This is a genomic window from Pedobacter vanadiisoli, from assembly GCF_042684385.1.
Lineage (GTDB): Bacteria > Bacteroidota > Bacteroidia > Sphingobacteriales > Sphingobacteriaceae > Pedobacter > Pedobacter vanadiisoli.
Map to the genome: position 1 here is coordinate 47,741 of NZ_JBHULL010000004.1, position 12,810 is coordinate 60,550.

The 12,810-nt window shown below is 41.6% G+C and carries 11 protein-coding genes; 2 read left to right on the forward strand and 9 right to left on the reverse strand.

Going from position 1 to position 12,810, the window contains the following annotated elements; genetic code table 11:
- Positions 1-72 precede the first annotated feature (72 nt).
- Positions 73-687: a hypothetical protein gene (locus ACFSR6_RS03695; RefSeq protein ID WP_379075108.1), complete on the forward strand. Its 615-nt coding sequence runs from the start codon at positions 73-75 to the stop codon at positions 685-687.
- Between the two features lie 28 nt (positions 688-715).
- Here ACFSR6_RS03695 and ACFSR6_RS03700 read toward each other — a convergent pair whose 3' ends face one another.
- Positions 716-1,870: an aspartyl protease family protein gene (locus ACFSR6_RS03700; RefSeq protein WP_379075110.1), complete on the reverse strand. Its 1,155-nt coding sequence runs from the start codon at positions 1,868-1,870 to the stop codon at positions 716-718.
- 254 nt (positions 1,871-2,124) lie between these two features.
- On the opposite strand from ACFSR6_RS03700, the gene ACFSR6_RS03705 reads away from it, so the two are divergent.
- Positions 2,125-2,541 (forward strand): VOC family protein, encoded by a 417-nt coding sequence (locus tag ACFSR6_RS03705; protein WP_379075112.1) that lies wholly within the window; start codon positions 2,125-2,127, stop codon positions 2,539-2,541.
- 215 nt (positions 2,542-2,756) lie between these two features.
- Here ACFSR6_RS03705 and ACFSR6_RS03710 read toward each other — a convergent pair whose 3' ends face one another.
- The 8 genes from ACFSR6_RS03710 to ACFSR6_RS03745 all read right to left on the reverse strand — a co-directional run bounded on the left by ACFSR6_RS03710 (position 2,757) and on the right by ACFSR6_RS03745 (position 12,810).
- Positions 2,757-3,773 carry an ABC transporter permease gene (locus ACFSR6_RS03710; RefSeq protein ID WP_379075114.1) on the reverse strand — a complete coding sequence of 339 codons (1,017 nt, stop codon included), beginning with the start codon at positions 3,771-3,773 and terminating at the stop codon, positions 2,757-2,759.
- Positions 3,724-4,731: an ABC transporter ATP-binding protein gene (locus tag ACFSR6_RS03715; RefSeq protein ID WP_379075116.1), complete on the reverse strand. Its 1,008-nt coding sequence runs from the start codon at positions 4,729-4,731 to the stop codon at positions 3,724-3,726. Before ACFSR6_RS03715 ends, ACFSR6_RS03710 begins: the two co-directional genes overlap by 50 nt.
- A gap of 33 nt (positions 4,732-4,764) precedes the next feature.
- On the reverse strand, positions 4,765-5,622 hold the full coding sequence (locus ACFSR6_RS03720) for a COG1470 family protein (RefSeq protein ID WP_379075119.1): 858 nt from the start codon (positions 5,620-5,622) through the stop codon (positions 4,765-4,767).
- A 231-nt stretch (positions 5,623-5,853) separates the two neighbouring features.
- Entirely contained in the window at positions 5,854-6,792 is a 939-nt protein-coding gene (locus tag ACFSR6_RS03725; protein WP_379075120.1) for a hypothetical protein, read from the reverse strand.
- A 222-nt stretch (positions 6,793-7,014) separates the two neighbouring features.
- Entirely contained in the window at positions 7,015-7,965 is a 951-nt protein-coding gene (locus tag ACFSR6_RS03730; RefSeq protein WP_379075123.1) for a hypothetical protein, read from the reverse strand.
- Positions 7,966-7,989: 24 nt separating this feature from the next.
- Entirely contained in the window at positions 7,990-8,847 is an 858-nt protein-coding gene (locus ACFSR6_RS03735) for a hypothetical protein (protein ID WP_379075126.1), read from the reverse strand.
- A 370-nt stretch (positions 8,848-9,217) separates the two neighbouring features.
- Positions 9,218-9,409: a DUF4926 domain-containing protein gene (locus ACFSR6_RS03740; protein ID WP_265852989.1), complete on the reverse strand. Its 192-nt coding sequence runs from the start codon at positions 9,407-9,409 to the stop codon at positions 9,218-9,220.
- Between the two features lie 11 nt (positions 9,410-9,420).
- Positions 9,421-12,810, reverse strand: coding sequence for a DUF6443 domain-containing protein (locus tag ACFSR6_RS03745; protein WP_379075128.1), 3,390 nt, complete (start codon positions 12,808-12,810; stop codon positions 9,421-9,423).

The following is a 12,810-nucleotide window of genomic DNA, read 5'->3' on the forward strand; positions in this document are numbered from 1 at the left end:
GATCAATATCATGTAGCGTATCCCCCCATCTTTACGTTTACGGGTACATCAGTAAATTAAAACCACAACCGCATGAAAAACCTGTTCATTTTATTAATTGCTTTCGTATTTGTTTCCTGCAAAAAATCGGAAAGATATGGCCCGCTAAACTTAAAAAACGGACAGGAAGTAGAATTGCTGGTAAGCCCGCGCTACGCATCCGATAACGACCCCTTGTTAAAGTTGCCTGACCATGTAGATGCCGGCGCCTCACTTTGGGGTTTTGATCAGCGCGAACCCGGTTATACATACCGTATTAAAGCGAGGTTCAACCGCGATGAAGTACCTCTGCAAGACGGGCCTGAATACTACTTTGTTTTCGAAAAGATCATTAGTAAAGAGCAATATGAAGGAACTGAACCGTTCACTGTGCAGCTCATCACAAACTATGCTGTTGGAGGACCAGCTATCAGGCTAAATAAAACAGGAACTGATTATTATATGATCCCGGATAAATTACAGCTTACCTATGCAAACAATACCGTTCAGGGCCAGCTCGAAGAAATCTGGTTAAATGCGCAGGAAATCCGTGCAAACTGGCAAAAAGGACAAAGACCAAAATGGAAAGGCATTAAAGCTACTGTGGTACAAGATCCCCAGAAGTTTGGGAAGGCCTACCTGGTTCAACAGCTGCAATTTATTGATTAATGGAAAATATGGTTATAGAAAGACGATTTTAAGTCTTTTGGTCTGCATAGGCAACATCATAAAGATGATTGGGCTTTAGATAGATTACATTATTTTGAAAATCAAAAACCGTATTGAATCTTTTTAAAATATCGTTTCCAAGATAATGAACGTTAACGCCTGGCATGGGTTTATTCCGTTCCATCACCTGAGCCGGCACATCTTTCAGTTCGAAGTTACCGATCTTTAAACTTTGAAGTTTTACCGTGGTTACCGGTACTTCGTTACCGTTTATGCCGCGCATAATTACCTTTTTGATAATTTCCATTTTTTCGGCCGGAAACTTCATTTCCCGCAGCAGATCGTTATCAAGCATAACCGTTCGCTGGTAACCTAAATCAAAGAAAAACAGGCTTTTGTTTTTGGTTCCGCCCTGCGAAATTTCACTTTCTATAAAAGGTTTATTTTTGATGTAGGAGATCTTAAACCTGGCGTATTGCTTGTCCCGTAAAATCTGCTTTGGCATGGTGGAATGCACCATCATTTTATTCTGATCGTAATCTAAGGCCACAATCATGCCATCGAATATATCCCATCCTACCAGGCCATCAGCTTCATTTCCAGCCAGTTCAATATCATAAATTTTGCTTTTATAGGTATGGTTTCCAATTTTTATCCCATAATCTGTATGATAAAGCTTCGGGTTCGATTTTATTTTTTTTGCCAGTGCAGCATTGGTAAAGTCTATGTCATTTGCGCCTGAATCAAAATTCATTGACAGGGAATCTGTCCCGTTAAAAACAACCGGAAAGAAATTCGTATTGTATTTATTCACAAAAAAAGGTATGGAGTCGTGAATTTCGGGTGATACTTTACTGAAGTTTTTTAGGGCAGGAGCAATAATTTGGGTAAAGCACGAATCTTTTCCCCTCAATAAAACAATAAACTCTTTTTTCTGTCCGGGGCTGATGTTAAAAACAATCGAATCGATGTCGGTTTTGAATTTTATGCTTTTAGATTTTGTGAACTTCCCGATTGTATAAACATCTGGTTTTATTTTGGGATTGATGTACCAGTTCGATACGGCGTTATCCTGTTCGTAAATCTTTGCCTGAGCAGCACTTGCTTTTACAACCGGCAATTTATGTTGAGCTAAAACAGAAAAGGGAACCAAGACTATTAAAATGGGTAATATTCGTTTCATGAGCACTAAAAGGTTTAGGGTTTTCAAAGAATTAGCATGTAATGGTTGCCATCTGAAAACGCAACTAAAGATAAAAAGAATTGCAAAGCATTATAACACTCCGTGCATTTAATTTTTTAAGTAATTGTACTGAGTCCAATGGTTCAAAAACGTTCGTTTTCAAAGTCGCGTTTTACCCCTTAACTTGTCGTTTTTGCACGTTAACAGCTATAAACAAGGGTTGTATCTTTGGATAAACTAAATAAGAAAAGAATATGGCAACTCAAATTTTTGTAAACCTGGCTGTTAGCGATCTTAACAGATCAGTAGAATTTTTCACCAAATTAGGTTATACTTTTAACCCGCAATTTACAGACGAAAAAGCAACCTGTATGATCATTAGCGATACCATTTATGTTATGCTGCTCACCAGGACTTTTTTCCAAACTTTTACTGAAAAAGAAATTATTGATGCGCATAAGGCCATAGAAACCTCCATTGCCATATCGGCCGAAAGTAAAGATGAGGTTAATGCCATGGTGGATAAGGCTGTAGCTGCCGGCGCCACAGTACCTAATCCTGCCAGCGATTACGGCTTTATGTATCAGCACAGTTTTGATGATCTTGATGGCCACCATTGGGAATATGTATGGATGGATCCGAACGGCGTGCCTGAGCACCAGGGCCAATAACAGCCTAATTCGACAAAAGACAGGTAAACGCTTATTGCCAAAGCAATAGATGGTAAAATGGGCAAGCAACTGATTTTTCGTACTTGCCCGTTTTCCTTAATACCTTCGTTATTTTTTGCAATACCAAATTCGGTTTTCGGTAATCAATCTATAAGTATCGGTTGGCTTTTAGGTTGTGATGGCTATACTATATCAGTCTATAAATATAGTTTATTCTAACTCCTGATCTCCCGCCTCATAAACAGGTAATAGGCCAGGGCAAAACAGGCAATGCTACTGGCAATCATCCCACTGAGTTGAGGCCATACAATCATCAGGCTTTCTTTTAAGGGCAGTGGTGAAGGTATTGCTCCGGATAGTTGCTCCATACTCATCGGTCCTAAGCTCCTTATCGAAGGCATAAGCAGTGTGGTGGCGGCATCGCTATAAAGCTGGTTGGGTGCAATACGAAGGATATCGAGAATGAGTTCATTGTAATTCATGATTTGCGCCTGCGTAAGGTAGGCCGGATCGGGCATAAATGCCCTGATGATGAGGTTCACTAAAATCGGGTAGAAAACCGTAAAGAAAAGCCATATACCAAGTGCGCTCAATGCCGAAGTGGCCGCCTGGCGAAACACAATAGACAATAGTATAGAAAGGCTCAGATAAAAGGCCACATACAGTATTGTGGTAAAGACAAAGCCCAAAATCCGCATCAGTTCCTGTGGTTCTATCCTTACCCCGGTAATCAGAAGCCCACCACCAATCATAAGCAAGGTAAGCGAAAGAAACAGGGTGCCGATAATCAACATCGCGCTATAGAATTTGGCTAAAAGAATATTATCACGGTAAATGGGCTGCGCCAGCAACCTGGTTAAGGTACCGCTATTATGCTCGGCATTTATGGCATCAAAACCCATGCTGATGCCCAGTAAAGGTGCCAAAAAACTGAGCAGGATATGGAAAGGCGGCATGGAACCGTCTGTATTACTGAGCAGTTTCAGGTATAGAAAGGCATGATCGGGATCTGCCGTGTTGTTAAATACATTTTTAATATTGCCCATCGATATATAAAGCGAGGCAGTAAAGGTTAAAACCACCAGCGCGAGCAGCAAAATAAAGCGCCAGCTCCGTACATGGTCGGCAATTTCCTTATGCACCATTACCTTAAAGGCACTCTTCTGTTTTTTTTCCTTTAGGCTATTTTCGTTTGCCACGGCCGAATAAGTGGTTGCGGATGCTTCTTTCATGATCTGTAGTTTTGTTAGGACTGCTTTCAAAATATTTCTGATAGATCTCGTCGAGACCATACTCTTTTTGGGTAACCCGCAGAATATCTTCTCCACGTTCAACAAGGGTACGGATAAGGCCCGGAGTAATATTTTCTGAACTGTTAAAGGTTAGCAGCTCGCCTGATATGTTCAGCGAGGTAATGTTTGGCCATTGCGAGAATTCCCTCCGCAGCGCGGCGACATCTGCCGGAGCCTGGGTCAGCTGGATCACTGTCTGTATACCTGCATTTCCGAAAAGTTCTTCGGTAAGTGTTGCCTGGTTGCCTTGTGCCAACAGTTTTCCGCCCACAAATATACCCACCCGGTCGCAAACCTGCTGTACATGATGGAGGTGGTGCGAAGACAACAGCACGGTTAAGCCCTGTTCTTCCCTTAACCTTTTAATCAGTTCCAGAAATTCCCTTACTCCTGTAGGGTCAATACCAAGGGTAGGCTCGTCTAAAATAATCACTTCCGGATTTTTTATCAATACTTCTGCAAGCCCCAAACGTTGTTTCATTCCTCTTGAATAGCCAGAGGTACGTTTATGCGCAGCATCCTTCAATCCGACAATATCCAACACAGCGAGTGCACGTTCTGCTATTCCCTGTTCTTCGAGCCCATTAAGCCTGGCGATATACAGCAGGTTTTCAAGCGCGCTAAGCTGTGTATAAAACCCCACATTATCGGGCATATAACCCACTCTTTGCTTCACCGCGATCGGATTTCTGGTGGCATTGTAACCGCAAACCATGGCTGTACCGTTGTCGGGTTCGGTAAGTCCGAGCATCATCAGTATAGTAGTGGTTTTCCCAGCACCATTCGGACCAAGCAGGCCAAATATTTCTCCCGGGTAAATGTCAAGGTTTAATCCATCAACGGCTTTATGAGTGCCATAGTTTTTCTCCAGGCCATTCAAATTTATGATCGGTTCCATCTTTTCTTCAATAAGATTTTGCTGAACGATGGATTATCTCCTGCCGTATTTGCGGATGAGCACGTATACTGCTGCAATGGCGATAAGGATCACTAAAATGCCAATCCATCCCGATAGTATGGACGTTTTGACAAAAATGCGGAATGTAGCCTGACCATTGGCATTATTGCCATTTAGGCTAAAGGTTGCGCCGTAATCTCCTGCTATGGTCTTATCCGGAACTTTGAGCGAAGCCTTTACAATGGCCTTTTTACCCCCCTCCAACTTAGCGATCTTGCTCGGTTCAAAACTTGCCTCCCAACCACTCGGTAATTGGGCCGTAACTTCAAGGTCGTTTAATGGAAGTGTACCGGTATTGCGCACCTCGAGCTCAATTTCTTTGTGGGCACCTGATGTTACCTCTTCGCTGAGTCTTCCGCTCGGGGTACTGATGGCGGTACCGTAACTTCCTTTAACAACCGCTTCGAGTTGCAACGAAAGGGGCTGAGCCGCTGATGTGGCCTTAAACGGAATGATGTATTTCTTAGCTGGGGCAGTATTACTGGCCGTAATTTCAACTGCAATATCCTGGGTTTTTCCGGCCTCCAGGTTTACCGAAGTTACCTGGCTGCCCTCTACCCGGTAGCTCGCCTGCCATCCAACAGGCAGATCGGCTTTAAGTTCGTAAAGCTGCTGTGACGAAGTTCCATTGTGAAGCGACACCGAAAAACGGAAAGGCTCGTTTGTTGCAGACTCGATATTGATCAGCTTTGCGGTTAGCCCCGATGGGCCTTTCTGCACATTTGTTTGTTGTGCACTGGCAGGAAATGCTGCTGCAATGGTGGTTAATAATAAAAGTGCGCCAATTATTTTTTTGCGCCAGTTGTTGGGTAATAATTTTTTCGACATCATCTAAACCAAAAATTTTAATAATTGCTCTAAAAAATGTTTTCTGGATTGTTTATCTGATTAGATTTCAAAACAAAAAAACGAAAAGTTTTTTTCAAAATCCCTTAACATTTTTTAACATTTCAGGTTTATTTCATGAAAAACCAGTGGTGGGGAATGGTATAGTACCAGAGTTTATCCTGCAAAAAAAGAACCTCCATTGTTATCCATTACCACTTCACCACTATCTTTTATTTATTTTTTCCTTTTATTTCGACTAAGCTCAGCCTGGAGTAAACTAATGCGCTTGTCTTGTTCTACGAGCTTTTCATTTTGCTTGAGGATAGATTTATTCTGCTCAATAAGGTGAAGCGTAAGTTCTTCGATTTTCTTTAGAAGGGTATTGTTAAGCTCACCTAACGCAATCCCCTCTTTCTGAACCTCAAGTGCTGAGGGGATTTCAGGTAAATGGCCATTGGTATTGATGTATTTTTCTACTTCTGATAATGGGCTAAGCGAATATTCTTTTTGAAAAACATAATCGGGCCAATTGGTAGCTTCCACCTTGATTTCGTGTGCCCGAATTTTTCCATTCACGGAGAGTTTTTCTTTTGGTGATGTTGTGCCAATACCTAAATTCCCTCCGTTTATATAGCTATCACCCAGTACATTTAAATAAACTCTTCTTTCTCCCTGATGGCTGACAGCAAAACCATGATAACCAGCACCCTGATTAGTCATCCATTCCAACTCACCATCTTGAGGAGAATATAATTTTTTATCGGCAGAATTATAATCAAAACCGATTCCACCACCTTTTATAGTAAGTTTCTGGTCTGGATTTGATGTTCCAATGCCAACATTTCCATCGCCCTGTACTACCATCCTGTCGTACCATTGGTTATCTCCGGCATAAGTAACGCCGATCGCAAATTTGTCTTCTGCCTGAAAATCATCACCGATACAGAAACGGAATTCACTTTGATTTCCTCCTGAGTTATAATGGCTGATAAAAAAATCATCAGAGTTTCCGAGGAAATAAATCCTTGGCCCATACCCAAATGCATTATGAAAACCCGCTCCAATATTCAGGTTACCATTAATGGTCTGATCTTGTGCATTTGCACGGTCTGCATGTACAAACAAAAGGCAGGCAGTAGCCGATGCCAAAATTCTGTAAAAGTTTTTTTTCATAAAAATTAGTTTATCCGGAAAATCCACTATCAACGGATGTTGTGAATCATCTCATAAAACTAGCCGAATGTTTTATTCTTAAAAAATCTTTTTGACGAACGGGTGTTTTGAGGTGATATTGTTGACTTTTGGAGTGATGAACTGATTTACCAACATAAAAAAATCAGGTATTCTGATTACACCTGATTTTTAGATAATTAGAGCTATACCTAAAGGCATCACTTATTTTTTAGTGGAGGATTTCTCTTGAAGTACTTTAATCAGTTTTCCTTGCTCACTAAGTTGTTTTTGTTGTTCGATTAGATGAAGCGTAAGTTCTTCCATTTTCTTTAACAGCAACTTATTCATTTCGCCTAGGTCAACGCCATTGCGCTCTATTTCTTTTGCGCTTGGTATTTCAGGCAGGTGTTTATTCGTTTTAATATAACTTTCCAATTCTTTCAGCGTACCAACCTTATAATCTTCTTCAAAAACATAATCGGGCCAGTTAGTAGCTTCTACCTTGATTTCTTTCGCACGGATATTGCCGTTAACTGAAAGGCGTTCCCTGGGCGTTAAGGTTCCAATACCTACATTTCCATTAGAATTGATCGCCATTGCAGTTACCTTACTGTCTGCTATATCAACATTGCCATGTACATTGAAATTAAGCCCCATATTCCGTATTCCTGGGTAGCCCGTTGCAGCAGGGAATCCACCGCAACAGATCCAATCTGGTGTTGATTCAATTGAAGCACCAAAATAACCGGGCATTATATCACGAAATCCAGGAAAATATATCCCCTTCGTATCATTAGAATTATTATAGTCTCCAAGGGTAATTCTTTCATCTCCCCCTGCAATATGTAAACGACTATGGGGACTTGATGTACCAAGGCCAAGATTTCCGCCCACATCCATAAGCATCCTGGGCTGCCCTTGAGCAAAAAACCTTATTCCCTGATACCCCGAAAAATAGGCCATAGGTGGTGTATTTGGCGATTCATTGTACCATCCTAAGCCATAATGCGAAACAGTATTCCCCATAAAATTAAAAGCATCTTGGGCATTAAAGGCTAACCCATATTGGTTTACATTAGCAGCTGTTTGGCCAAAGCTTTTTGTTGTTATAATACAAAATATTAAGCAAATTATTGCACAGGCATTTGCTACCTTATTGGTAAAAGTTTTCATTAGAGCATTCATTTAGTATTAAATTTATTTTTTAACTGATTTTTTTAAGTTATTTATTATTTTATCCTGTTCGTCAATCCGTTTTTTCTGTTCGGTATTCGATTCTTCCAAACGGATCAGATGCAGCGTAAGTTCTTCTACTTTCTTTAAAAGTTTAGCTTGAATTTCTCCGAGGTTCTGACCTTCTTTAGTAACAACGTCAGCAGTCGGCATATCGGGAAGGTGGCCGTATTGTTCGATGTAGCACTTTGTCTGGTTAAGAGTTGGCAGAATGTATTTTTTTTCAAAAACATAATCAGGCCAATTGGTGGCTTCGACCTTGATTTCTTTCGCACGGATGTTGCCATTGACAGAAAGCGTTTCTTGTGGGTTTATTGTTCCTATGCCTATCCTTGCAGCATTTAGTATTAGCGGCTGGTTACCACCACCTGTTTTAAAAACGATAGGATAATCATTACTCATAAAATTCATGGAAGTTAATTCGTTATCTATAGATAATGTTCTTGCATCTCCTGGCCCCACCCTACTTGGATAAAAATGCGACTTTCCATAAACGGTTAAAGGAGCTTCAGGATTGAATGTTCCAATTCCGAGATTACCTTCAGGAGAAAAGAATAGCTTGTCAGAAGCACTAAAACTCCCATTGTTTGCAACACGAAATCCATTACCTATACGTGTACCACCCGTAAAATCGCCACCATAATTTAAGCTAAACACATTGTTGAAATCGTGCACCAGCGCCCTCCCTCCGATACCACGATCTGGAAAACGAAAAATAACATCTGCTGCACCATTGAAATAAAATTCCGGGGTTTGTGCATAATTGATCTGCGACAGTAGCAATAGCGGTACTAAGAATAATAAGAGCGTTAAACGTTTCATCTTTGTGGGTTATTTTAGATTTTAATTAAAAATATTCGAATAATCATAAATAAAAGTAAGGGGGATTAATGTACATCTTTTATGATTGATTAATAAATTATGATAAAGCTATTATATCTCATCAAAAAAGAGAAATCTTTTTGACGAACGATACTTTTGGAGTGATATTCTATACCTATTTCTTGATAAGCTGATTTTGGCTATCGCTAAAAACACTAATTATTCCATAATGCGAACTTATGGAGCCATTAAAGCAAAGCTAATTAAACTTGGACTCGCACAGAAATAACAAAGCCCGGCAATTTTTAAACCGCCGGACGCTTTGCCATATCCTATTTTTTTCTCACACGTGAAACACGTACCAGCTTAGTTACTCTATTTTAATTATATCATTACCTTTAACCGTTAAGACATCTAAAGTTTCATTTATTTCATCAACAAATTCTACTTCAAAAGTCGAAGGAAAATCGGAGTAAACAATTAGAACAGTGCCTTTACATCCTTTGAGTACCTTATCATTTAAAGATTTTAAAGACTTTACAATATCATATTCCTTTATCATAATTGAATTGACTATTTAACTGGAAAAGCTGTAATTAATCTAACAACATTATCGTTATTTTTAATCCAAGCTGTCATAACTTCAATAGTTCGTCCATTGGCCCCAGTAACTTTTATAACTTGATTAAACTTAGTGCCATACTGGGTTACAGCGGTTTGAACAGCTTTACCAGAATCAAACACTAATTGTTTTGCTAATCCCGATGAGTTTGCTTGAGTATAACCCAGAGCTTGTTGAAACCATTTTGCTTTACTTGCCCCAACAGCATGTTCAGCATTTAGTAAATAACCCGCTAATTTTTCTTCTACGGATAACTGAGATAAAAGGGATAAACTTCCTTTTGGCCCAAAAGGAGGATTGATCTCAAATTTAATATAGGATACATGAACGGGATTACCATCATTATCATAGTTTATGCCCTCATAATCTCTTCCTCCATTAAGGCTATACCAAAGCCTTCCATACCAACTGGTTACTTTGTTTATACGAGGGGCCTTCTTAACCAATGCCTCAGAATCAAATGGGTCCTGCTTCTTTTTATTAGGTGGATCCTGTTCTTGATTAGACGAAGAATATTGACTTTGTATTTGTCGAAACATAGCCTGTGCTTCTTCTGCATTATCAGAGCTTACGTTTCCATTAGCATCTGTAGTTTGCATTCCATCGGGATCTATGAAACGAATTGGATTATTATTGCCATAAACGTAAGGACTAAACCTTCTGCTCGTTTCAGACATCGGGTCTATGGCATTCCACCTCCCAATGACCGGATCATAGAACCTTGCGCCATAATCATATTGTCCTAATTCTTCCTGCAACTCCTTGCCATTGTAAAGATACTTATTTGTATTCGAATTTGGAACGCCCATTTTCCTTAAACCAAAAGCATAATAGTCATCACGCTGCAGCACTTCCAGCTGGTTGGTTGTCGGGTTCTGGTAAAAGGTAACTCGTACGTTCCCTAAATGATCAGACAGGTTATATTCGTAATTGTAACTGTTACCGTTCCTGCGGGCTAAACCTTCTTCCGTCTGGATGAAATCGATACTGTTATTGGTATACTGGATACCATCAATATAATTAGTGGTGGTACCACCTGCCTGTTTTTGCAGTTTTTCGCCAGCAGCATTGTAAGTATAGGTTAAATTCTGGCTCCCGCTTACCGTTTGCGGCAGGTTAAGGAAGTTGTATCCCAGGGTGATGTTCTTCTGGCTATCGCTGGTGAGGTTGCCATTGGCATCGTAACCATAACTGCTGTTGGTAAAACCACTGATGCTGGTCAACCTGTTGCCATTGTAGCCAGTGTAGTTGTTCGTACCAAAATTATCGCGGGTTAAACTGGTAATATTGCCCATTACATCGTAGCTGATGGCCTCGCCCAGGTTGTTGCCTGCGACGGCATTAGTTAAGCGGTTCAACCTGTCGTAAGTATAACTAAAGGTATTGGCAGTACCGTTGGTATAACCCTGGCCCGAGATATTACCATTGAACTGTGGCAAGGTACCATCGTTATATTTCAGTTCCATGCTGAACTGATCGGAGGTACTATTCTTCATCCAGCCGCGTTCGTTGTAGGCAAAGGTTGTGGCCTGGCTATCGTTGTGCAGGTTCTTTTTACTCAGCTGTCCGATCTCATTGTACTCCAGGTGGCTCAATGCGATTTCGCCTTTATCGTTGATGTTCTCAAAAGTGGCAACCTTGCGGCCGGCATGGTCATACTCATAGCGGTTGGCAATAGTGGTAACTACTCCACCTACCGTATGCGTACGCGTGCTCGCTTTCAGGCTGCCATCAAAGTTCCAGGTATTGTCTACTACATCGGTACCGTTCAGGTGATTGCTGCTTTTGCTCTGCACCACACGCCCTTCCAGGTCGTAATAGTTTACGGTAAGCAGCATCGTGCCTGTACCCAGGTTCTTTACCTTTGTTCCGGTTAGCAAGCTTTTGGTCCGTGCCACAGGCGCCTGTCCTGCACCCGGCTGGCCAAAGGTGTTACCTACAAAATCATAATCGTCGTAGTAATTCAGTACATAATAATCTCCGATACTACCCTGTGGAATGGCATCATTACTGTAACCAATCTGTGTATTTGATGCATCAGGTTTTTCATAAGCAGCAGTTCCGTTTGCGATATCCTGAAAAGCCCCCCTATAATTGGTTCCCGACTGCCCACTGTGAAGATCATCAATATAACGCCCGCTGATTACTATCCTGCTGAAAGCATCATATTTGGTAAAGTTCCATTCCTGAGGGCTTTTGTTACGCTGGTTGGCATCCTGGCTCATCACCACCTGATCGAGTTTGTTGTAGACCATAAATTCCCAGCCCTTGCCAGGGATTTTCTTCTCCACCAGCCTTTTGCGGCCATCGTAATGGTAACCGTAGATAAACTGGTCGAAAACCGTTTGGCTTTCGTCAAAACTGCTGATCGGCGCAGACAGTCTGTCTGTATGCTCATTTGCCGCAGGTGGCAGTACATAACGCAGGTTACCTAAATCATCGTACACATAATAGGTACTCAGGCTTTTGCCATTGGTTTCCCATACCCGTTTCAATACCACACGCCCTTCAAAATCCTTAAATTCTTCGGTGGTTCCGGCCTTTAGATCTGCTTCTTTCCAGTTCTCATCCTTAATGATGGTTTTGTAGAGTTTGCCCGGCTGGTAAACACTAGCTGTTGCACCGTTATCCGTACCATTGATCGTCCATAGTTTTACCTCATCCTGCACATTGGTACCATAAACGGTTTTAAGCGTATGGCCTACACTGATCTGCCAGTCTGCACCTGGGGCACCCTGCTGCAGTACCCGGTTTAACGGAGAGGCTTCGAAAACCGTTTCAGCAAAGGGATAACCTGTTGCTTTTACCCCTGCTGTTGGGCTGTTGTAAAAGGCCAGCTGATCAGCCAGTGCAGCTGTGCGGTAACTGCCTGTATTGCCGTTTTGGGCTGCATAGGGCTGGTATTTAAATTGCTCGCGGCCAAAGGCATCATAGGCCACAGGTTGTACAATATCTTTAAAACCCGGGCTGCCCTGTACCTGAACGGTCTGTAATGGCCTGCCCAGCCCATCGAAATACTGGATGGCCTGGTTTTCCTCGCACACACTGCGGCTATTGCCCAGTGTGGCATCGGTAACCGGCTGTTTAAAGGTCCGGGTAAGGATAAAATTCTGGTTGGTACTGGGGGTTGAAGATAGTTGCTGGCAGTTCAGATAACTCAAACCCGTGGTAAAAATGCGTACAGACCCCATGGTATGGAAACCATCGGTCAGTGTCACGCTCAACGGTGCACTGATTTCGCTTTCGCCATTATACACCGATACCACTTTCTGGGCAGAAGAGCGGCCAGCAAGCAACAATAGCGCCGCTGTGGCACAGAAATATTTTAGATGTTGTTTCAT

What these genes read in the sequence shown, in the direction of transcription:
- ACFSR6_RS03705 (WP_379075112.1), top strand. Translation starts at nt 2,125, where the DNA reads ATGGCAACTCAAATTTTTGTAAACCTGGCTGTTAGCGATCTTAACAGA.
- ACFSR6_RS03730 (WP_379075123.1), bottom strand. Translation starts at nt 7,965, where the DNA reads ATGAAAACTTTTACCAATAAGGTAGCAAATGCCTGTGCAATAATTTGC.
- ACFSR6_RS03745 (WP_379075128.1), bottom strand. Translation starts at nt 12,810, where the DNA reads ATGAAACAACATCTAAAATATTTCTGTGCCACAGCGGCGCTATTGTTG.
- ACFSR6_RS03710 (WP_379075114.1), bottom strand. Translation starts at nt 3,773, where the DNA reads ATGAAAGAAGCATCCGCAACCACTTATTCGGCCGTGGCAAACGAAAAT.
- ACFSR6_RS03735 (WP_379075126.1), bottom strand. Translation starts at nt 8,847, where the DNA reads ATGAAACGTTTAACGCTCTTATTATTCTTAGTACCGCTATTGCTACTG.
- ACFSR6_RS03715 (WP_379075116.1), bottom strand. Translation starts at nt 4,731, where the DNA reads ATGGAACCGATCATAAATTTGAATGGCCTGGAGAAAAACTATGGCACT.
- ACFSR6_RS03695 (WP_379075108.1), top strand. Translation starts at nt 73, where the DNA reads ATGAAAAACCTGTTCATTTTATTAATTGCTTTCGTATTTGTTTCCTGC.
- ACFSR6_RS03720 (WP_379075119.1), bottom strand. Translation starts at nt 5,622, where the DNA reads ATGATGTCGAAAAAATTATTACCCAACAACTGGCGCAAAAAAATAATT.
- ACFSR6_RS03725 (WP_379075120.1), bottom strand. Translation starts at nt 6,792, where the DNA reads ATGAAAAAAAACTTTTACAGAATTTTGGCATCGGCTACTGCCTGCCTT.
- ACFSR6_RS03700 (WP_379075110.1), bottom strand. Translation starts at nt 1,870, where the DNA reads ATGAAACGAATATTACCCATTTTAATAGTCTTGGTTCCCTTTTCTGTT.
- ACFSR6_RS03740 (WP_265852989.1), bottom strand. Translation starts at nt 9,409, where the DNA reads ATGATAAAGGAATATGATATTGTAAAGTCTTTAAAATCTTTAAATGAT.